This is a genomic window from Paraburkholderia gardini (assembly GCF_907164575.1).
GTDB lineage: Bacteria > Pseudomonadota > Gammaproteobacteria > Burkholderiales > Burkholderiaceae > Paraburkholderia > Paraburkholderia gardini.
The window spans coordinates 108,074-129,106 of sequence record NZ_CAJQYY010000013.1 but is presented as its reverse complement, the minus strand read 5'-3'; the positions used below and the strand labels follow the sequence as shown (position 1 = coordinate 129,106).

Below are 21,033 nucleotides of genomic sequence, written 5' to 3'. Positions count from 1 at the left end.
TTACACTCCGCCCGTCACGCGAATCACTTCCTCGAGCGACGTCAGCCCGGATTCGAGCCAGCGGTCGCCATCCTCGCGCAGCGTGCGCATACCCTGCGCGCGGCCCGTTTCGAGAATTTCCGCATCGGCGGCGTTGCGGTGAATCAGCCCGCGAATCGACTCGTCGACGAGCAGCAGTTCGTACACGCCGCGACGTCCTGCATAACCGGAGTGGCCGCACTTGTCGCAGCCGACCGGATGCCAGCGCACGCTGCCGTCTTCTTCGACGCGTTCTTCCTTGCACGCCGGGCACAGCCGCCGCACGAGCCGCTGCGCGAGCACGCCCAGCAGCGACGACGCGAGCAGATACGGCTCGACGCCCATGTCGGTGAGACGCGTGACCGCCGATGCCGCGTCGTTCGTGTGCAACGTCGCCAGCACGAGGTGACCGGTCAGCGATGCCTGCACCGCGATCTGCGCGGTTTCGAGGTCGCGGATTTCACCGATCATGATGACGTCCGGGTCCTGCCGCAGAATCGAGCGCAACGCGCGCGCGAAGGTCATGCCGATCCGCTCGTTGACCTGCGTCTGGCCAATGCTGGGCAGGTCGTATTCGATCGGATCCTCGACGGTCATGATGTTCGTCGTGGCCGTCTCGAGCCGCAACATCGATGCGTACAGCGTCGTCGTCTTGCCGGAGCCGGTCGGGCCCGTCACGAGCACGATGCCGTGCGGACGCCCGATCAGCCTGTCGAATTTCACGAGCGTGTCGGCGGGCATGCCAAGCGCTTCGAGATTCAGCCGCGCCGCGTCTTTTTCCAGCAGACGCAGCACCGCGCGCTCACCGTGGCCGGTCGGCAGCGTCGAGACGCGCACGTCGACCGGCCGGCCGCCGACGCGCAGCGTGATGCGGCCATCCTGCGGCAGACGTTTCTCGGCGATATCGAGCTGCGCCATGATCTTGATGCGCGAGATCAGCGCGCCGTGCAGCGCCTTCTTCGGACGCACGACGTCGCGCAACGTGCCGTCGACACGAAACCGCACCACCGAAGACGTCTCGAATGGCTCGATGTGAATATCCGACGCCTGTTCGCGCGCGGCCTGCGTAAGGAGCGCGTTGATCATGCGGATGATCGGCGCGTCGTCTTCGGATTCCAGCAGATCCTCGACTTCAGGAATCTCCTGCATCAGGCGCGACAGATCGACTTCGCCTTCCACTTCGCCGACCACCTGTGCCGCGCTGCCATCCTGACGCGCGTACGCCTGATTGATCGCCTGCGCGAGTTCGTCGGCAGACAGGCGCACCACCGAAAGCGCGCCGAAATTGCGCGCGACTTCCGCGAGCGCCGCATCGGTCGTGCGATCGCTGATCCAGACTTCGAGGCCGTCCGCGTGCTGATGCGCGACGAGAATCTGGCCGCTCTTCGCGAAGCCGTACGGCACGAGCCGCGCGGCGAGCGGCGAGGGCGCCTCGCGCTCGCCAGCCGGATCGCCGCCGGGAGCGCGATGCGGTGGCTGGGCAGGCGCCTGCGTCACGGACGCGCTCCCGGCGACTGGATGCTCCGCGCCGCGCCATTCGCCGGCGCGGGAACAGGCGCCGGAGCGGCGGCCGGCGGCGGCGCCATCTGCTGACGACGCATCTGGTCGAGATCGAACAGGTTCAGCGCGGGCGTGCCGCCCTGGCTGGGGCCGATCGGCATCGGCGGAACGACCGGATCATCATTGTCCTTGATCAGGTTGTTGTCCTGTTTGTACGCGCCCTGCACGCCCTGGATGTAGTCATAGCGGTTTGACGTCACGGCCTGCGCTGTGTCCCGATCGTTGATGATCACGGGACGCAGGAACACCATCAGGTTGGTCTTGTTGCGGTTCTTCTGCTCCGAACGGAATAGCTGGCCGATCCACGGGATATCACCGAGCAGCGGCACCTTGCTGTTGCTGACCTGGTAGTTGTCCTGCATCAGGCCGCCCAGCACGATGATTTCGCCGTTATCGGCGAGCACTGTCGACTGGATCGAACGCTTGGTGAACTCGGGGCCCGCCGGATTGGTCGTCGCGTTGGTCGTGCCGTTCACGATCGCCGAGTCTTCCGTGTAGAGCTGCAGCTTGAGAATCCCGCCGTCGGTGATCTGCGGCTTGACGTGCAGCGTCAGACCGACGTCGACGCGGTCGTAGGTATTGAACGCCGAGCTCGCCGTGCCGCTCGTGAGGTTCGAATACGAACCCGTCTGGATCGGTATGTTCGTGCCGACGACGATCTTGGCTTCCTCGTTGTCGAGCGTGATGAGGTTAGGCGTCGACAGCACGTTCGCGTCGGCGGTCTGCGACAGCGCCTGCAACAGCGCGCCGAGTCCCTGCACGCCGAAAATGTTGTGAATCCAGCCGACGTTGAGCCCCTGCTGGAGCTGCTGGCCCGCGAGCGCTCCGGCGAGACCGCCCGTGGCGCCGGTCGCCGCGGCCGCCGCCGTCAGGTTGATGATGCTGTTGCTCGCGCCAGTCGACAGGTTCGTGCCGGCATAGACCGAATTGTTCGCGACCTGCCACTGAATGCCGAGATTGGCGTTCGTGTTCGAGTTGAGCTCGACGATCAGCGCCTCGATATAAACCTGCGCGCGCCGCGCGTCGAGCTGGTCGATCACCGCGCGCAGGTTGCGGTACACCGGCTCGGACGCCGTGATGATCAGCGAGTTGGTCGCGGCGTCCGCCTGGATCATGCCGCCCGGCTGGTTGTCGTCGCTCTTGTCCTTGTCGCCGCCGAGCAGGCCGCCGGAACCGGAATTGCCATTCGCGCCGTATCCTCCGCCACTGCCGCCCATCGGCGAGCCCATCGAGCTGTTTCCGAGTCCGCCCGACGGCAGCGGCGGCGTGCCCGCCGTGCCCGTCGAATTGCTGCCCGACACGCCGCCGCCGCCGTTCTGGTTGAACGAATTCGCTTCATTCGAACCCGACGACGAGCCGGTGTCGCCACCCTTGCCAAGCATCCCGCGCAAGGTCTTCGCGAGCTTTGTCGCGTCCGCGTTGCGCAGCGCCACGACGTGCATGTTGCCGGGCGCGCTGCTCGGCGCGTCGAGCTGCTGGGCGAGTGTCTTCGCCGCCGCGAGCCGCTGCATGTTCGATGCGCGAAGCAGCAGCGAATTGGTGCGCGGATCGGCGGTGACGGACACTTTCAACGTGGCATCCGTGCTGCCGATCGCGCCCGGATCGAGCATCTTCGAAAGCTGCGTCGCGATATCGAGCGCGTTGGCGTTTTTCAGCGGCACGACCAGAATCTGCTGGCCCGCGGCGGTGTCGACACCCGCGATGATCTGCGCGATACGGCGTACGTTGTCCGCGTAATCGGTAACGATCAGCGTGTTATTGGCCGGATAGGCGGCAATCGTGTTGTTCGGCGAAATCAGCGGACGCAGCACCGGTAGCAGGTTGTTCGCCGATTCGTTCTTCAGCTGGAAGACCTGGGTCACCACCTGGTCGCCGCGCGCGGCCGGCGCGTTGCCGACATAGGTCGGCACGCCTTGCAGCTTGGCGTCGGCTTCGGGCACGACCTTCAGCACCCCATGATCCTGAACCAGTGCGAAACCCTGCATTCGCAACGCGGACTGCAACGTCTTCAACGCCTGATCTTCAGGAACGGAATTTTCGGAAACGAGGTTCAGCTGACCCTTGACGCGTGGGTCGACGATGATCGTTTTTCCGGTTGCAGCGCCAATCGCTTTGGCCACCTGGTCGATGTCCGCGTTGACGAAGTTGAGGGTCACCTGTGCGTGTGCGATCTGCGAGGTGATCAATCCAGCAACCAGCAGCGCCGTGGCGACGCGACGCAATGCCATACGATTTCTTCTCATGGAATGTGATGTCAATGCCGACGACAGCCGTCGCCGACGGTCATGCACAGTGGACATGCCGGCCGGGCGCAGCCCCTTCGCCCTGACGCCTGCCGGTCTGCCGGACGCACGCCAATCTGAGGCCCGAAAAAAAATGAACAGTAACAGCTTTTTATGACGACATTCTCACAAAAAGCCCCCCGGCAGTGCGTTTCCTCTAATCGACGCGCGCGTTCGTCAACTTCATGAAAGCCTCTGCGCGACCTCGAACGTCGAATGTCGAAGACATACTCTCCGGAATCTGCAGACTTATGTCGGTTAGCCAACCTTGACCCGTCACAGGCTGCCGGTATGATACGGGCGGTTCCATGCGATGGACGCATCCGGAAAGGCACGGGTTTTCCCCGATGTCGGGCCGCGACGACGGACATCGCATCGTCTCCTCACCGCTATTTGCTTAGTCATCTTGACCGATGAAACCAGCTCTCGTCACTGTCGCTATCGGGCTCTGCGCGTGGTTCGCCGCCGCGCCGGCACGCGCCGACTGCTTTGACGAGGCGGCCAGTTACCAGAAGGTCAATCCGCTCATTCTGCGTGCGATCGCATGGCAGGAGTCGCACAACCGGCCCGACGCCCTGCACAAGAATGCGAACGGTTCGACCGACTACGGCATCATGCAGATCAACTCCGTCCATCTCGCGACGCTGTCGCAATACGGCATTTCTACCGATACGCTGATGCAACCCTGCAAGAATGTCTACATTGCCGCCTGGCATCTGCGACGCCAGATGAACAAATACGGTAATACGTGGAACGCAGTCGGCGCCTACCATTCGGAAACGCCGACGCTACGCGATCAATACGCGAAGCAGATCGCGGCCATTCTCCAGAAGTGGAACCTGCTGCGCTGAGCATTTCGCCGCACGCGGGTTTTCTGCCAGTCTTCCTCGAACGCCAGCCGGCCGGTTGCCGGACGTTGTGCATCGCGCGTCCATGCGTGCACTTGCCGGGCGGCGGATTCGCGCGGCCTCGCGACGTTTGATGCACAATGCGGCTTCGTCCTGCCGCTCGCCCGCACCCCGGTTTTGCGCCCGGCACGCCTTTCTTCTCTTCTCGCTTTCTGACCGCAATGAACCTGTCGCCACTGCCCGTCACCGTGCTCTCCGGTTTTCTGGGCGCGGGCAAGACCACGCTCATCGAACATATCCTCGCGAACGCGGCTGGCCTGCGCATTGCGGTGATCGTCGCGGATGTCGCCGCGATCGAACTCGATGCGACACTCGTGCGCGCGTCCGAAACGACGCACGGCGCGACGCAAAAACGAATCGCGTTGAAAAACGGTAGCGCGTTGATCGCGGCGAGCGACGATCTGCCCGGCGATATCGAACGCGTTGCCGGCGAGCAGCAGTTCGATGCGATCCTCGTCGAAGCGGCGGGCGCCTCCACCGCCATGTCGATTGCGGAAAGCCTCACGTTCGGCGACGGCGAGAACGACGACGACACTCCGCTCGCCGGCATCGCACGGCTCGACACAACTGTGACGATCGTCGATGCGTCGCGTTTTCTGACTGACTTCGCGCGAACCGGTTCACTGGCCGAAGCGGGCATCGTCACGACCGAAGACGACGATCGCACGGTCGTCGAACTGCTTGTCGATCAGGTCGAGTTCTGCGACGTGCTGGTGGTGAACAAGCCGGATCTCGTCAGCGACGAAGCGCTCGCGCGGCTTCAACGCATTCTCACGCACATCAATCCCGGCGCCGTGCAGATCGTGAGCCATTACGCCGATGTCGCGCCTGCCGACGTGCTCGATACACAGCACTTCGACTTCGATGCAACGTCGGGTTCCGCCGGCTGGCTCGTCACGCTCACTGAAGATCACGATCCGCAACCGCACATGAACGCGGATGATGCCGGCGTCAGTACGTTCGTCTATCGCGCGCGCCGTCCGTTTCATCCGGCGCGTCTGTGGGCGCTGCTGCATGAAGAATGGAAGGGTGTGCTGCGCAGCAAGGGCTTTTTCTGGCTGGCCACGCGCAACGAGATCGGCGGCACGCTCTCGCAGGCGGGTGGCACATGCCGGCCTGCGCCCGCTGGCACGTGGTGGGCCGCGCAGGATCGCGGCGAATGGCCCGAAGGCGACGATGAACTGATGAACGAAATCGCCGCCGACTGGTACGGCGATGCCAACGACTTCAGCATCGGCGACCGTCGCCAGGAACTGGTGATGATCGGCGTCGATATCGATGCACCCGCATGGCGCGCGAGACTCGATGCGTGCCTGCTGAACGACGACGAATATGCGTCCGGTCCGGAAGCGTGGAAAGCGTTTGCCGATCCGTTCCCCGCGTGGGATCTCGATGATGACGACGACCACGATCATCACGATCACGACCATCATCATGATCATGGCCACCACCATCACTAGAAACGCAGACGAAAAAAAACCCGCCGATGGCGGGCGTCAACACAAGGCTCTTGAAGCCTAGCGCTTGTTGACTGCGTCCTTGAACGCTTTACCAGCCGTGAACTTGACGGTCTTGGCGGCCGGAATCTTGATGGTTTCGCCGGTCTTCGGGTTGCGGCCCGTACGTGCTGCGCGCTTGCCCGAACCAAAGCTGCCAAAGCCGATCAACTGGACTGCGTCACCCTTGGACACGGCCTTCTTGATCACTTCAAGCAGCGTGTCCAGCGTTTCGCCGGTTTGAGCTTTGCTGGCGCCCGTCTGACCTGCGACGGCGTCGATCAGTTCCTGTTTGTTCATTAAGGTTCCTTTCTGGTTTAGGTTGACACGAACAGCGCGAACGCGCCGATTATACGTGCGCGTGCCGCGCCGTCGAGCAGCGACGGTGACCGGAGCGCTCCGGACAAACGCGTCGCGAAGCTTTTCACGCGACGGCCGTGCTGCCGCTTCCCTGTGCGGCGCCTGCTATGATAGCGCAGCGCAAACCCAATCAGGATAAGGGTTTCGAAGATTTACACGGTTCCTTGCCCGATCGAGTTCCGATTGGACGCGGATTGGGCCTTTTTCCCCCTGGAACGCATCAAACCACTCACGTGGATGGCCTGAACACCGCGCCAGCGTTGGTTTTTGCCAACGCCCGAGCGACGGTATATCGGCGGGTAACCCTTGTAACACGGGCTTTCCAGTGCTTTACAGCACGCTTTGTTCCTCACTCTCGACGTTCTCTTTCTGCCTGCATGACCGAGCCGCTGATCCCTGCCACGCTCGCCTTTCGCGACAACGGCGCGCCATTCTCACGTCAATACGACGACATCTATCACAGCGCGGTCGGCGGTCTTGCCCAGGCCAGGTACGTGTTTTTGCAGGGCAACAATCTGCCCGCACGCTGGCAGGAAAGACGCGTTTTCACGGTGCTGGAAACGGGCTTCGGCATGGGCATCAACTTCCTGATGACGTGGGCCGCCTGGCGCGCCGACCCCTTACGTTGCGAACGGCTGCATTTCGTTTCGGTGGAAAAACACCCTTTTTCAAGGGACGATCTGCATCGCGCGTATGACGCGACGGTTTCCGATCCATCGATCGTTTCTCTTGCACGCACACTTGCCGATGCATGGCCGCCAATGGTTCCGGGTACTCACCGGATCGAATTCGATGAAGGTCGCGTCACGCTGACGCTTGTGTTCGGCGAGGCGGGCGCTACGCTTGCATCGCTCTGGTTACGCGCCGACGCGTTTTACCTCGATGGTTTTGCGCCTGCAAAAAACCCCGACCTGTGGACGCCGCAACTCTTCAGGCAGCTCGCGCGTCTCGCCGGGGACGACGCAACGTTCGCCACGTACACCAGTTCCGGCGATGTGAAACGTGCGCTTTTACAGACAGGTTTCGAGTATCGCAAGGTCGACGGTTTTGGCTGGAAGCGCGCAATGCTGGTTGGACGTTTTGCGCCGCGCTGGCGGGTGCGCCGACATGATCCACCGATGCCGCTTGCTGTCGCTGAACGTCGCGCGGTCGTGATCGGCACCGGTCTCGCGGGTTGCGCGGTGATCGAGCGGCTCACCGCGCGCGGCTGGCATGTGAGTTCGCTCGAACGACACGATGGCATCGCGCGCGAAGCATCTGGCAATCCCGCGGGCGTGTTTCATCCGATGCTCTCGCGCGATGACAGTGTCGCGTCGCGCATCACGCGCGCGGGCTTTCTTTATGCATTGCAGCGATGGTCGGCACTCGCCGATGCAGGCCATCCGCTCGCGCGGGGCACTTCAGGACTTCTTCAGCTTGCAGGGAACGACGACGAAGCACGTGCGATGTCGGCATCGCTCGCTTCGTTTGCGTGGCCGTCCGGGTACGTCACGCCGGTGTCCCGCGACGAAGCACGACGGCTCGCGAACGTGGACGTAGCGAACGGCGGCTGGTTCTTCCCGGAAGGCGGCTGGATCGAACCCGCGACGCTGTGCGCTGCGCAATGCGCAGCCGCGGGTTCGCTGCTCGACCGGCGCTTCGGCGTGAACGTCGCGCGCATCGAACGGGACGGCGATCAGTGGAACGTGTTCGATGACAGCGGGCGGATCGTCGAGCGGGCGCCTGTTGTCGTTGTTGCGAACGCACATGATGCCGCTCGCATTGCCGGGCTGCGTTACGCGACGACACACAGCGTGCGTGGCCAGCTGACCGTATTGCCGTCGGGTACGGTGCCGGGACTGCATCTGCCCGTGATCGGCGAGGGTTACGCGGTTCCGCTCGCGAGTGGCCTCACGCTGACCGGCGCGACCTACGACCTCGACGATCCCGATACCTCATTACGCGCAAACGGACACGCCGAAAATCTGGTGCGCCTCGCGCAGATGCTGCCCGGACTCCATCACGCAATCGATCCGCTCAAGGCTGAAGCGCTCGATGGCCGCGTCGCGTTTCGATGTGTGGCGCCGGACCGCATGCCGATGATCGGCATGCTTGCCGATGAAGCGGAAGCCGCGAACCAGGCCGACCGTCTTCGCGGTGCATGGCCGCTTGATTTGCCACGCACACCGGGTCTTTTCTGCGCATTTGCGTATGGCTCGCGTGGACTGGTGTGGGCTGCGCTGGGAGCGGAACTGATCGCGTCCCAGATCGAAGGTGAGCCCTGGCCAATCGAACGTGACCTCGCCGAATCCATCGATCCCGCGCGTTTTCTGCTTCGTGCGTTGCGGCAAGGGACCGTTCGATAGCATGGTCATGCGAAAAGTTATCCACGTCTGTCTGTGGATAACCGTGAGAAAAGCGGCATCAACTCATGTGGACCCGATGTGGACGTAAAGGGGACAACTCTCGCGGCGCGTCTTTATCGGAAAAGTTGTTCATCGAAGCCCGCGAGACCCGCACATGCTGTGCGTGCGGTTATGCGTTTTCTAACGTGATGATCTGCTTCGGTAAACACAGGTTATCCACAGAAATGCGATGCCTTTGTTAACTGTTACTACGTATACATACAGGTAAACATATAAACAAAGGAGCCTGGGCGTTCGCACCGGATCAAACCTGAAACCGCAAAACCCAAAACGGCCTCGACGCAAAAAGGCGGCGTCCAGGCATTCACACCATTTCGATCAACGGACTTCACCCGGAAACGCCTCACGCTATACGCGGACGAGTCCTCAAAACGGTCGTTTTTTCCTGTCTTCATAAAGTTAACGTACGTTTTACCGCTTTGCCTTCACGTTAGGGCCTTTTCGGTCAACTCAGAAAAACCTGTGGCACAATCGCCGTTCTTCATGCGCACGCCTCGTTCCATCCAGGGTGCGCATTCACGGAACGGTTGCCGGTCAACAACAATCTGATTCACAGGTCGACGGCGTTCGTACACATGTGTCTGGCAAGCTGCCTGAATACACACGCGGGCTTCGCCGTCCGCAGTCAATCGGTCTTCGCGCAACCGCCTCAGTTTTTACCCGATCGACAATCTGCAACGCCCGTCGGCGCAGCGCCATATCGATAACGAACGTCATATCGATAACGAACGCGATCGCGACCACCAGTGCGAGCCGCGTTCACTCCGTCACCGGGACGTTTGCCGGTTCTCGCCGCATGGTTGTTACTGCAAAGGAGAAGCCACCACGATGAAGTCGGCGTTTTCATTTTTCCCGACCCTGCCGTTTGCGCCCGACGCGATCTTCTGGGCCGGTCTCGCGCTGCTTGCGGCCGGTCTGTGCGGAGAACTCTGCTATCGCGCATGGCATTTGCCGCGTATCTCCGGCTATGCCGTGATCGGCCTGATTGCCGGATCGGCTGGCTTCGGTGTGATCGACGCCAGTTCCGGCACGGCGCGTCCACTGCTCGATGTCGCGCTCGGCCTCCTGCTGTTCGAGCTCGGCAGCCGTCTCGATCTGCGCTGGATTCGCCGCAACCCGTGGCTGATTCTCTCGAGCATCGCCGAGTCGACGCTCACGTTCGCGCTCGTCCTCGCCGTGCTGCTGTTCCTCCAGGTGCCGACGATGGTCGCGATGGTGCTCGCGGCGATCGCGATGGCCACGTCGCCCGCGATGGTGATCCAGCTGAAAACCGAACTGCGTGCCGAAGGGCAGGTGACGCAACGTCTGATGACGTTGACCGCGCTCAACAGCATGTATGCGGTGGTGATCGAAAAGCTCGCGTCGAGCTGGCTGCATCAGGAGGTGTACGGCAACGCGCTCGCCACGATCCTGCAACCGCTTTACCTGCTGATTGGCTCGTTTGTTCTGGCGTTCGCGCTCGCGCGCGCGTGCAATTTCTTCTATCGACGCATGAACATGCAGGATGAACATTCGTTCGTCGCATTGTTCGGTCTGGTGCTGCTCGCGATCGCAATTGCGCATCTGTTCAAGCTGTCGACGATCCTGAGTCTGCTGGCTGCGGGCATCATCGTGAAGAATCTGGAAGCCCGCCCGCAATTGTGGCCGCAGCATTTCGGCACGGCCGGGTGGCTCCTGACCGTGATCCTGTTCGTGCTGACGTTGACGTCGTTCGAATGGAAAGACATCGCGCTCGGCGGTGTCGCGGCACTGGGCCTGATTGTTGCGCGTCTGGTCGGCAAGCTGGTCGGCGTGCTCGCGTTCGCGAAGCCGAGCGGCCTGAACTGGAAGCAGGGCGTGGCGCTCGGGCTATCGCTTTCGCCGATGTCCGCGCTCGCGTATCTGCTCGTCGACGATACCTACGACCTGTATCCGAATTTCGATCCGCAGCTACGTGCCGTCGTGATGTGTTCGATTGTCGTGCTGCAGCTTGTCGGGCCGTGGCTCGTCTATCGCAGCCTTGCTCTTGTGGGAGAACGCCGCGAGTAGTCGTTCGCGTGGAGCAAACCTGAATTCACAACGATTGCGGCCGGCCGGCGCTCAGGCGCCTCGCCGGTCCAGTCAGCCAATCCAAGGGACGTCATGTCACTCGAACCCTTTGTCGACTCGAAACCGTTCACTTTCGGGATCGAGCTCGAAATGCAGATCGTCAATACCCATGACTATGATCTGACCAAAGCCGGCAGCGATCTTCTTCGCCTCATCAAGGACGAACCGATTCCCGGCAACATCACGCCGGAAATTACCGAGAGCATGATCGAGCTGTCGACGGGCATCTGCACGACGCACGAGCAGGCTGTGACCGACCTGCACACGATCCGCGATACGCTCGTCGCCGCGGCCGACAGGCTGAACGTCGGGCTGTGTGGTGGCGGCACGCACGCGTTCCAGCAGTGGAGCGACCGGCAGATCGTCGATACGCCGCGCTTCCAGTACCTGTCGGAGTTGTACGGCTACCTGGCAAAGCAGTTCACCGTGTTCGGCCAGCACGTGCACATCGGTTGCCCCGATCCGGACAGCGCGCTGTTCCTGCTGCATTCGATGTCGCGCTTCATTCCGCATTTCATCGCGTTGTCGGCTTCGTCGCCGTTTGTGCAGGGCGTCGATACCGGCTTTCATTCCGCGCGTCTGAATTCGGTGTTCGCCTTCCCGCTGTCGGGCCGCGCGCCGTTCGTGCTGACGTGGGACAGCTTCGAAGAGTATTTTTCGAAGATGGTTCACACCGGTGTCGTGAACAGCATGAAGGATTTCTACTGGGACATCCGGCCGAAGCCCGGTTTCGGCACGATCGAAGTCCGCGTGATGGATACGCCGATGTCCGTCGACCGCGCCGCTGCGATTGCCTGCTACATCCAGACGCTTGCGCGTCATCTGCTGCTCGACAAACCGCTGATACCGAAAGAAGACGATTACCTCGTCTACACGTTCAACCGGTTCGAAGCCTGCCGCTTCGGTCTGGCCGGCACATGCATCGATCCGCAGACGGGCGAGCGCCGTACGATTTCCGAGGACATTCTCGCCACACTCGATCGCATCGCGCCGCACGCCGACGCACTGGGATCCGGCAACGCGCTGGCCGAAGTCGGCGCGATCGCGCGCGGTCAGGTCAACGATGCGACGTGGCTGCGCAGCGTGTTCTCGCAAGAAAAGTCGCTGCATGAAGCGGTGCGGCAACAGTGTCTGCAATGGCGGGCGTGATTTTTCGCCCGCAGCCTGTTGTCGTCACGTGACGGAACCCGCTTTTTGCGGGTTTTTTTTCGACTTTCATTTTCCAGCCAGGGCTTCCCCAGCTTTATTCAATGTTTACGTATACATCTGTAGTAATAGTTAACAAGCACGGGCTTCATCTGTGGACAACGAAGGAATTCCCTGCAAAGTCAATGGATTGCGTAAACCACAACCGTGCGGATCCGATGGGTGTCTTCACCGGGAAGTGCGGATAACTTCATCCACCCTGGAGGCCCTGGTTCCAGTTATCAAGAATCGGTGCACACCCATTTCATGGGATATCCCGGGGTTATCCACAGCACGCACTGGATAACTTAGCTGTACGATTGGCCGCACTCGCATAGAATGTCGGTTTTGACGCTGTGACGTGGTCGCGTCGCCCTGTTCGAAGAAACACGGCTGACGGTTCACAGCGAAATGAAAGAGTGTTGCTGCACAACGCGCCCTAACAGGCGTGCAAAGCAGAATATTTTTGAGATAGTTAGAATCGGCCCGCCTTTCCCGGATGGGACCGTCCCCACACAGGCTGCCGGCGTGTTTATCGCCGAAGGCCAACCACGCGGCAGCATGCTGTCATTAACGAACGAAAGATTATGAGCGAAGGCGTCTACGGAGAGCAGGCAACCGGGCGGGTGACCCACACCTTGCTGCGACTGAGCACGGCCATGCGAAGCCAGGCATGGGAATGGGCGGAAGGCGCGGGTCTCACGCCGACCCAGGGTGAAATTCTTGTCTTGCTGATGCAGCGCAAGGGTCCGATGCGTCTCGGCGAAATCGCACGCGAGACGGCGTTGACCGCCGCCACCACCAGCGATGCGGTCAGCACGCTTGAAGGCAAGGGTCTCGTCGAAAAGCGGCGTGCACTCGACGACGGCCGCGCACTCGCCGTGCGTCTGACGGCACGTGGCCGGACGGCGGCAAAGCGCGCGGCGCAATGGCCTGATTTTTTGTCGAGGGCAGTCGGCACGCTGAAGGACGACGAACAGGCCGTGTTCTATCGCACGCTGCTGAAGACGATCCATCAGCTCGAAGCGCAGGAAACGATTCCACCGCATCGCATGTGTCTGTCGTGCACGCATTTTGTTCCGAGCAGGAATCCGAAGAAGACGCCGCATTACTGCGCGCTGCTCGAGCTGAAAATGTCGGATACGAATGTGCGTCTGGACTGTACTGTCCACGAAACCGCCGACGTCGCGACACAGAAGAAAATCTGGAAAATCTTCGCGCAGTAAGCGCGAACCTGCCGTGCCGCACGGCGGGTTGGCGGGGAACGTGCCTGTATCGGGCGTCGTTGTCCGTTGCGAACCGGCCTGCGGTACGGTAGCGTCGCCCGGCAATGCACGGGCCGGATCGTTATCTTCGAGTCTATTTCGGGAACAGGAACTGCCGATGAATCACGAAGTTCTGGCCATTCGCCATGTGCACTTCGAAGATCTGGGCAGCCTCGAACTCGTGCTCGGCGAGCGCGGGCGTCCGGTGCGCTATCTCGATGTCGGCCGTGGACGCATCGAGGCGCCGGATCCGGTGGCGTCTTCGCTGATGGTTATCCTCGGCGGCCCGATCAATGCATGTGACGACGCGCATTACCCGACGCTGATTCCGCTCGTATCGATGATCGAACGGCGCATCGCCGCCGGTCTGCCGACACTCGGCATCTGCCTTGGCGCGCAGCTGATCGCGCGGGTGCTGGGTGCGCGGGTCTACGCAGGCACCCGGCCTGAGATCGGCTGGGCACCGCTCGCGCTCACCGACGCCGGCCGCGCGTCGCCGGTTCGTCATCTGGACGGCGCGCAAACGTCGATGTTTCACTGGCACGGCGATACCTTCGATCTCCCCGCGGGCGCCACGCGTCTCGCTTCCACGCCTGACTGCGAAAACCAGGCGTTCGCGTGGGGCGGCCATGTGTTCGGCCTGCAATGTCATCCGGAAATTCGCGCCGACCGCTTCGAGCCATGGCTGATCGGCAACGCGTCGGAAATCGGTGGAACCGACGGCGTCGACGTGTTGCAGTTGCGCGCCGATACAGCCCGTTTTGGTCCGCGTCTTGAAGAAGCGTCGCGCGCGATGTTCAACGAGTGGCTCGACCACGTGGAGGCGAAATCATGAGCGGTGTTGTGGTTCGCGTCGATGCCGTGTTGACGGGCGTCATCGCGCCGCTCGGTGAGCATGGCAAAGAGCGCATGGTCGGCAAGGGCCAGGAGCACGACACCTGACGCCACGGCGGTAGCCGGGTTTCAGTCCGCTTTCTGCGTGGTCTGCTGTCTACCCCTCTGCAGCGAACGACACGCGGTGCTATGCTCGATCGCTCTTTGTCCTCCATCGCGAGAACCTATGAGTGCGCTCTTCTCTCCGCTCACGCTGCGTGGCGTGACGCTTCGTAACCGTATCGTCGTGTCCCCGATGTGTCAGTATTCCGCCGAACGCGGCGAGGCCAGCGAGTGGCACATGATCCATCTGGGCCACCTCGCGCTGTCCGGCGCAGGGCTCCTGTGTATCGAAGCGACCGCCGTCGAACCGGACGGTCGCATCACACCCGCCGATCTCGGATTGTGGGACGACGCCACCGAAGCCGCGCTCAAGCCCGTCCTCGCCGCAATCCGCAAGCACTCGCATGTGCCCGTCGCGATGCAGCTCTCGCATGCCGGCCGCAAGGCATCGAGCCATGTGCCATGGGCTGGCGGCCAGCTGATTCCGGTGGCCGAAGGCGGCTGGCTGCCGCATGCGCCTTCCGCGTTACCGCACAAGGCCGGCGAAGAGCCGCCGCTTTCGCTCGACAACGCAGGGCTCAACCGGATTCGCGAAGCGTTTGCCGCTTCGGCGCGTCGTGCGGCGCGACTCGGTATCGATGCGCTTGAAGTGCACGCGGCGCACGGCTATCTGCTGCACCAGTTTCTCTCACCGGTCGCGAACCAGCGTACCGATGAATACGGCGGTTCGCGCGAGAACCGCCGGCGTTTTCCGCTGGAGATTTTCGATATCGTGCGGGCTGCGTTTCCCGCCGACAAACCCGTCGGCATACGTGTGTCGGCAACCGACTGGGTTGAAGGCGGCATCACGCTCGAAGACACCATCGCGTTTGCGCACGAGTTGAAAAAGCGGGGTTGCGACTGGATCGATGTGTCGTCGGGCGGTGTGTCGCCGCTGCAGAAGATTCCGCTGGAACCGGGCTATCAGGTGCCGTTCGCGCAGGCCGTGAAGAAAGCCACGGGCCTGACGACGATCGCGGTCGGACTGATTACCGATGCGCGGCATGCCAGCGAACTCGTCGAATCGGGCGACGCCGATCTCGTCGCGATGGCGCGTGCGATGCTCTACGACCCGCGCTGGCCGTGGCATGCGGCCGCGCAACTCGGCGCGACCGTCGAGGCGCCGCCGCAATACTGGCGCTCGCAACCGCGCGACCAGAAGGCGCTCTTCGGCGAGACGACGCTCGGGCAACGCTGACCCGCAACGAAGACGAAGGACGATGGATGGTTTTTGGCGGTTGAACGAAGCCGTCTCTAACGTGTACGATGCCGGTTGTGGCGCATGGGCGTCGCAGGGCTACGCGGCGCCGGTATGGCGCCGCGTTTGCTATCCACGCCAGAAAAACCGGCAGATTCCCCGCTTTACGGGAGCAACTGCATGTTCACCTTCAGTTCTTCACAAGGATTCATTCAATGAGTTCACGCAGGATCGCTGTGCGCCGTTCGGGTGTGCACGGCAAAGGCGTGTTTGCCGTGGAAGCAATCGCTGCCGGCGAACGGTTGATCGAATACAAGGGTGAGCGGATCACGTGGAAAGAAGCGTTGCGTCGTCACCCGCACAATCCGGACGAACCGAATCACACGTTCTATTTCGCGCTCGATAGCGGCCGTGTGATCGACGGCAAGGTCGACGGCAACAGCGCGCGCTGGATCAACCATTCGTGCGCGCCGAACTGCGAAGCCGAGGAAATCGACGGCCACGTGTACGTTCACGCGCTGCGGGATATCGAGGCCGGCGAAGAACTGTTCTACGACTACGGCCTCGTGATCGACGCCCGTCAGACGAAGAAACTGAAGAAGGAATACGAATGCCGTTGCGGCGCGCGCAAGTGCCGCGGCACGATGCTGGCCGCGCCGGACAAGGCGGAAAAGAAAGCGAAGAAGAAAAAGTGAACGACGGGCGGCGCGACATCAGCGCGGCCGCCCGGCACTCACATATCGACCGGCGCCCTGTGCGCCGGTTTTTTTGTCACGCGCTCCGGCACGTCGCGTTCGCCGGCGACGGTATCGGCGACAACCGGAATGCGCACGATGAAGCGGGCGCCGCCCTCGTGCGCGTCTTCGTAATGCACGCCGCCGCCGTGCAGCACCATGATGTCGTGGACGATCGCGAGGCCCAGACCCGCGCCGCCGTCGACGCCCGTATCGCTCTGTCCGTCGCCGCGGAAAAACCGCTTGAAGAGTTCCGCCTGCTGTTTCGGCGGCACGCCCCCGCCGTTGTCTTCGACGACGATTTCCGCCATCGTCCTGCCGTCAACTCGTACCTGTGAGACGCTCACTGTGATGCGTCCGCCGTCATAACGCACAGGCGGAACGTATTTCAACGCGTTATCGAGCAGATTTGCGATCACTTCGTGCAGCAGCACCGGATTGCCGCGCGCGATCAGCGGGTGGTCGTTGGTCGGATCGTCCAGACGCTGAAAGCCGAGATCGACGTGAACCGCGAGTGCGCGCGGTACCCATTCCGCGCCGGTTTCGAACGCGAGCGCGGCCATGTCGACGTTCACGAAGCGCGCCGCCTGTTCGCCCGGCTCCGCGCGCGCGAGCGACAGCAGCTGGTTCGACAGCCGGACCGCGCGATTCGCGGCGGCGCGCAGTTCATGCACGGCGGCGAGCACCTGCTTCGGCTCACGCGCGATGGCGGCCTGCTCCGCGTGCAGCTTGACCGCAGTCAGCGGCGTGCGCAGCTGGTGTGCGGCGTCGGCGATGAATTTGCGCTGCGAATCGAGTGCGGTTTTCAGGCGGTCGAGCAGACCGTTCAGCGCGCTGGTGAGCGGCCGGATTTCGATCGGTACGAAGGTTTCGTCGACCGGTTCGAGCGATGTGTGCGTCTGCCGGTTCAGTGAATCGGCGAGATCGGTGAGCGGATTGAGCTGCTGGTTGACGACGCGCCACACGATCACCCAGCCGGCGAGCAGCAACAGCAGCAGCGGCATCATGATCGCGACGAGAAACTCAGCGGCGATGCGGAAACGATGATGGACCGGCTGGCCGACCTCGACGACGATCGGATTGCCCTGCGGCTGGTTCACGCGCACCTGCGCGACACGCACGCTCGTGCCCTCGTGCTGGGCCTCGAATACATACGCGTAGTGCAAGCGGCGTACGCTCGTGCCTTGCAGCGGCAGTTTGGGATCGCCGGCAATTTCGGTTTCGCCGTTGCTGATGCGATAGACGAGCTGTTCGACCGGATCGGAGAACATCGCCTGCGCGAGCGGCGGCACGGTGATCGACGCATCCGGGCCGGCGATCTGCACCTGACGCGAGATGGCCGTGGCAAGATCAGCGAGTGAACGGTCGACGACATGCTGCGTGTACTGCCATGCAAGCCAGTAAGCGATGAGCCCGCTCATCAGCGCGAGCAGCGAAAGAGGAGCAGCGAGGCGGCGCAGCAGCGAGCGCCGCAGGCTGTTCGCGACCGGATGGGGCATGGTCGAACGCGCAAAAGAGATCAACGCGGATCAGATTACTCCTCGTCCGCGAAAAAAGCCGGGTTTGGCCGGATGTCCCGATTCAACAGGACGCCCGGCGATCGGCCCGGCCCAGTCATGCCGCCCGAAAAAGCGCGGTTACGCAGCCTGGCGAATTTCCTGCAGCAGATAGCCGAAGCCGCGCACCGTGACGATTTCCACACGGCAGGCTTCGAGCTTTTTGCGCACCCGGTGCACGTAGACTTCGATCGCGGTGTCGCCGAGATCGCCGCCGAAGTGCGTCAGGTGATCCTGCAGTTGCGCCTTGCTGACCACGCGGCCGTGGCGCAGCAGCAGCATTTCCAGCACCGCGAATTCGCGCGGCGACAATTCGAGCGGCTTGTCGTCGTTGAAGATGCGGCGGTCGACGCCCGACAGACGCACACCGCCCAGCGAGACTTCCGGACGTGGCATGTCGCCGTGCGGGCCGCTGCGGCGCATTACCGCACGGATACGCGCTTCGAGTTCGGCAGGTTCGAACGGCTTCAGCATGTAGTCGTCGGCGCCGGAATTGAGGCCCTGAACGCGGTCGTTCAACTCGTCGCGCGCGGTCAGCACGATCACCGGCGTGTGACGGTTGCTCTGGCGGAAACGCGAGAGCAGCGTCATGCCGTCGATGCCCGGCAGACCGAGATCGAGGATCACGAGTTCGTGACGGTTTTGCGTGAGAGCCTGTTCGGCGAAAATGCCGTCGTGGACCATGTCGACCGTGAAGCCGGCTTGTTCGAGGCTACTTTGGATGCCGCGTGCGATGGGGCGGTCATCTTCGATCAGAAGGAGTCGCATGGATTTCGCTCAAGTACAATGGGTTTAGGCGTATCGTGCATGCGTTCGCCGGAGCGCCTGCTGCACAGCTTGTGCGGCGTTGCCGTGCGATGCGGTCATCGATTGATCACGAAAGCCATGTCCGTCATTACGATCAACGAACTCGAAGCCGCGATCAACTTCTGGCGCAGCCGCTCACCTTCGAGCGGCGACGAACTCAGCCTGTGCAAGGAGGCAAGCGCGCTCTCCAGGCCGTATGCGCAGATGATTGTACAGCGAGAGACCTGGCTCGCACCGGAACGTTTGGACGCGATTGCCCGGGAGGCCTGGGATTCTTACGTGCGCCTTAAAAACGGCCTGTAGAAGTGAAGGTTTGGTGGCCTGAATACCTGCAAAACCCTTTCATCAACCATGTTCCGGCGGGTTTCCCCTGCCCCGGAGCGGTTTTTCGCTTTTTGCTTCACGAGTGCCGGGTTGACTTTGCGATGCCGTCGATGAAGCGGGCCAGCGCGATATCGCGCCCGGTCACGCCGTTCGCCTCGTGCGTGGACAGCGTGATGTCGACCTTGTTGTAGACGTTGAACCACTCGGGATGGTGGTCCATTTCCTGTGCCTTGATCGCGACGCGTGTCATGAAGCCGAACGCCTCGTTGAAGTCGGCGAACTGGAGACTGCGCGCGATCGCGTCGCGTCCCTCGGCGACCTGCCAGCCGTCCAGCTGGCTCAACTCTGTTGCGCGTGCTTCGGACGTCAGTTTCTGGATCATCGGGAATACCTCGCTCGCCAGGTTGTAAGCGCGTGGGCGCCGTGGCGCCGCGCGTGGGTGAGACTATTTTTTCACGGATAGCGAGGCGCTGCTGAACGCGGCGTCATGCGCCCGGACGTCACCGTAGAGAAGGGTGGAAATGGCGCAAACATGGCGACATAGATGATGTTTATGCAATAATTATGCATAAAATTGCTGTTTAATGCGGAGAACGATCATGCTCGAACTGGATCACTTTGATCTGGCGCTTCTGGAAGTGCTGCAGCGCTTTGGACGCGCGACGCACCAGCAGCTTGGCGAGCAGATACCGCTGTCGCCATCGCAGATCGGCCGGCGGCTGCAGCGACTCGAATCGGCGGGTGTGATCGACGGCTATCGCGTCGTGTTGCGGCCCGAGAAGCTCGGGCTCGGCGTCACCGCATTCACCAGCCTGAAACTGAAGCATCACGGCGATTCGATCATCGAGCAGTTCCAGCAGCAACTCGACGTGCTGCCGGAAGTGCTGGAATGCCACGCCGTGGTGGGCGATGCGGATTATCTGCTGCGAATCGTGGCGCCCGATCTGAACGCGTTGTCATCGTTTGTGATGAAGAAGCTGATGCGCGTGCCCGGCGTCGACAGCGTGCGCTCCAATATCGTGCTCACCACGTTCAAGCGCAATGGGCCGCTGCCGCTCGGCCATCTTTCGCCAGGCGCGCCCGCTGCGCCCGCCACGTAACCGGGCGGGCGTTTCAAGGGTGGCCAGGCCGCTTCGGGTCACCTTCAACGGGCGGTTTCCAGCCCGGTTTCCAGCTCGGTTTCCAGATTAAGCAGGTCCACGTAGGAGACCGGCACAAGATCCGCTTCCGGCACACCGAGCTTCGCGAACAGCGCGTGCGCTTCGGCTTCGCCGCCTGCTTCGTCGTCGTCCTGCGCGAGCACGACCTCCAGTTCGATGAAATCGCCCAGACCGTCGACGCGGTCCAGATGAATCCGCGTGCGTCCCGTCAGATACACGTGGCGTTCTTTCGTGACGATGCCGCGTGTGGTCAGGGCCGTCGCCAGCAATGAGTGCATCGCTTCGGCATTCGTGACCGGGCTGCGCGTGTAATACGAAGCCTTCGGGCCGTCGCGGTCGTCGCGCTGATAGAAGATCAGTTCGGCGGGCGTGCCGTCGTCGAACTGGCGCAGCTTCAGACGTCCACGCGGCACGTCGTAGAAGAAGTCCTGCTGGCGGAAGATCAGCGGCGCGTCCGGCGAAAGCTGTGCGGCGCGTTCGCGTAGTTCATCGAACTGTCTGGCGCGGGCTTTGATCTCGATGTTGCGGGCCATGTGAGACTCCTGTCGAAAGATAGGGCGAGCGGCGACTTCACGTCATTCGGTGAAGCGCGTCGGGATGGGCCAACGGAGAGGCGGGAAAAAGACGGCCATTGCGCGGTGCGCAAAACACGAATCTAGCAAAAAGCGCGTGACACTGTCTTTACATCACCCGGTGCGGCGGAAGCTGTCAT

At 62.2% G+C, this 21,033-nt stretch carries 18 protein-coding genes; 11 read left to right on the top strand and 7 right to left on the bottom strand.

What is annotated here, in order from left to right; genetic code table 11:
• Positions 1 to 1,515: a type II secretion system ATPase GspE gene (gspE, locus tag LPA34_RS13050; protein WP_228978696.1), complete on the bottom strand. Its 1,515-nt coding sequence runs from the start codon at positions 1,513 to 1,515 to the stop codon at positions 1 to 3.
• Positions 1,512 to 3,806 (bottom strand): type II secretion system secretin GspD, encoded by a 2,295-nt coding sequence (gene gspD, locus LPA34_RS13045; RefSeq protein ID WP_228978695.1) that lies wholly within the window; start codon positions 3,804 to 3,806, stop codon positions 1,512 to 1,514. The genes gspE and gspD overlap by 4 nt, the downstream gene beginning before the upstream one ends.
• A 467-nt stretch (positions 3,807 to 4,273) precedes the next feature.
• Here gspD and LPA34_RS13040 point away from each other — a divergent pair, with 467 nt between their 5' ends.
• Positions 4,274 to 4,711, top strand: a complete 438-nt coding sequence (locus tag LPA34_RS13040; RefSeq protein ID WP_228978692.1) for a lytic transglycosylase domain-containing protein — start codon at positions 4,274 to 4,276, stop codon at positions 4,709 to 4,711.
• Between the two features lie 218 nt (positions 4,712 to 4,929).
• Positions 4,930 to 6,228 carry a GTP-binding protein gene (locus LPA34_RS13035; protein WP_228978690.1) on the top strand — a complete coding sequence of 433 codons (1,299 nt, stop codon included), beginning with the start codon at positions 4,930 to 4,932 and terminating at the stop codon, positions 6,226 to 6,228.
• A 57-nt stretch (positions 6,229 to 6,285) separates the two neighbouring features.
• Here LPA34_RS13035 and LPA34_RS13030 read toward each other — a convergent pair whose 3' ends face one another.
• The gene (locus tag LPA34_RS13030; protein WP_074262967.1) at positions 6,286 to 6,564 is read right to left on the bottom strand and encodes an HU family DNA-binding protein; all 279 of its coding nucleotides are present in this window, start codon (positions 6,562 to 6,564) and stop codon (positions 6,286 to 6,288) included.
• Positions 6,565 to 7,001: 437 nt separating this feature from the next.
• Between LPA34_RS13030 and mnmC the strand changes: the two genes are divergently transcribed.
• From mnmC to LPA34_RS12995, 7 genes are all read left to right on the top strand, one after another.
• On the top strand, positions 7,002 to 8,969 hold the full coding sequence (gene mnmC / locus LPA34_RS13025; protein WP_228978688.1) for a bifunctional tRNA (5-methylaminomethyl-2-thiouridine)(34)-methyltransferase MnmD/FAD-dependent 5-carboxymethylaminomethyl-2-thiouridine(34) oxidoreductase MnmC: 1,968 nt from the start codon (positions 7,002 to 7,004) through the stop codon (positions 8,967 to 8,969).
• An 888-nt stretch (positions 8,970 to 9,857) separates the two neighbouring features.
• Positions 9,858 to 11,057 carry a cation:proton antiporter gene (locus LPA34_RS13020; RefSeq protein ID WP_228978686.1) on the top strand — a complete coding sequence of 400 codons (1,200 nt, stop codon included), beginning with the start codon at positions 9,858 to 9,860 and terminating at the stop codon, positions 11,055 to 11,057.
• Positions 11,058 to 11,150: 93 nt separating this feature from the next.
• The gene (locus LPA34_RS13015; RefSeq protein ID WP_228978685.1) at positions 11,151 to 12,266 is read left to right on the top strand and encodes a YbdK family carboxylate-amine ligase; all 1,116 of its coding nucleotides are present in this window, start codon (positions 11,151 to 11,153) and stop codon (positions 12,264 to 12,266) included.
• Positions 12,267 to 12,889: 623 nt separating this feature from the next.
• Entirely contained in the window at positions 12,890 to 13,528 is a 639-nt protein-coding gene (locus LPA34_RS13010) for a MarR family winged helix-turn-helix transcriptional regulator (protein WP_228978683.1), read from the top strand.
• Positions 13,529 to 13,685: 157 nt separating this feature from the next.
• Positions 13,686 to 14,402, top strand: a complete 717-nt coding sequence (locus LPA34_RS13005; protein WP_228978682.1) for a glutamine amidotransferase — start codon at positions 13,686 to 13,688, stop codon at positions 14,400 to 14,402.
• Positions 14,403 to 14,627: 225 nt separating this feature from the next.
• A complete protein-coding gene (locus tag LPA34_RS13000; RefSeq protein WP_228978680.1) occupies positions 14,628 to 15,740 on the top strand; it encodes an NADH:flavin oxidoreductase/NADH oxidase in 1,113 nt (370 codons plus the stop codon).
• A 215-nt stretch (positions 15,741 to 15,955) separates the two neighbouring features.
• Complete coding sequence (locus LPA34_RS12995; protein WP_228978678.1) at positions 15,956 to 16,435, top strand: SET domain-containing protein; 480 nt, start codon at positions 15,956 to 15,958, stop codon at positions 16,433 to 16,435.
• 38 nt (positions 16,436 to 16,473) lie between these two features.
• On the opposite strand, the gene LPA34_RS12990 is transcribed toward LPA34_RS12995, so the two are convergent.
• Together LPA34_RS12990 and LPA34_RS12985 are read right to left on the bottom strand one after the other, a co-directional pair.
• On the bottom strand, positions 16,474 to 17,973 hold the full coding sequence (locus LPA34_RS12990) for a sensor histidine kinase (RefSeq protein WP_228978676.1): 1,500 nt from the start codon (positions 17,971 to 17,973) through the stop codon (positions 16,474 to 16,476).
• Between the two features lie 138 nt (positions 17,974 to 18,111).
• Entirely contained in the window at positions 18,112 to 18,798 is a 687-nt protein-coding gene (locus LPA34_RS12985) for a response regulator transcription factor (RefSeq protein WP_133661401.1), read from the bottom strand.
• Between the two features lie 117 nt (positions 18,799 to 18,915).
• On the opposite strand from LPA34_RS12985, the gene LPA34_RS12980 reads away from it, so the two are divergent.
• Positions 18,916 to 19,140: a DUF3717 domain-containing protein gene (locus LPA34_RS12980; RefSeq protein ID WP_228879868.1), complete on the top strand. Its 225-nt coding sequence runs from the start codon at positions 18,916 to 18,918 to the stop codon at positions 19,138 to 19,140.
• Positions 19,141 to 19,237: 97 nt separating this feature from the next.
• On the opposite strand, the gene LPA34_RS12975 is transcribed toward LPA34_RS12980, so the two are convergent.
• Positions 19,238 to 19,564: a 4a-hydroxytetrahydrobiopterin dehydratase gene (locus LPA34_RS12975; protein WP_267478212.1), complete on the bottom strand. Its 327-nt coding sequence runs from the start codon at positions 19,562 to 19,564 to the stop codon at positions 19,238 to 19,240.
• A gap of 196 nt (positions 19,565 to 19,760) precedes the next feature.
• On the opposite strand from LPA34_RS12975, the gene LPA34_RS12970 reads away from it, so the two are divergent.
• Positions 19,761 to 20,261 carry an Lrp/AsnC family transcriptional regulator gene (locus tag LPA34_RS12970; RefSeq protein ID WP_228978672.1) on the top strand — a complete coding sequence of 167 codons (501 nt, stop codon included), beginning with the start codon at positions 19,761 to 19,763 and terminating at the stop codon, positions 20,259 to 20,261.
• Between the two features lie 44 nt (positions 20,262 to 20,305).
• On the opposite strand, the gene LPA34_RS12965 is transcribed toward LPA34_RS12970, so the two are convergent.
• Entirely contained in the window at positions 20,306 to 20,854 is a 549-nt protein-coding gene (locus LPA34_RS12965; RefSeq protein WP_228978670.1) for a class IV adenylate cyclase, read from the bottom strand.
• Positions 20,855 to 21,033 lie beyond the last annotated feature (179 nt).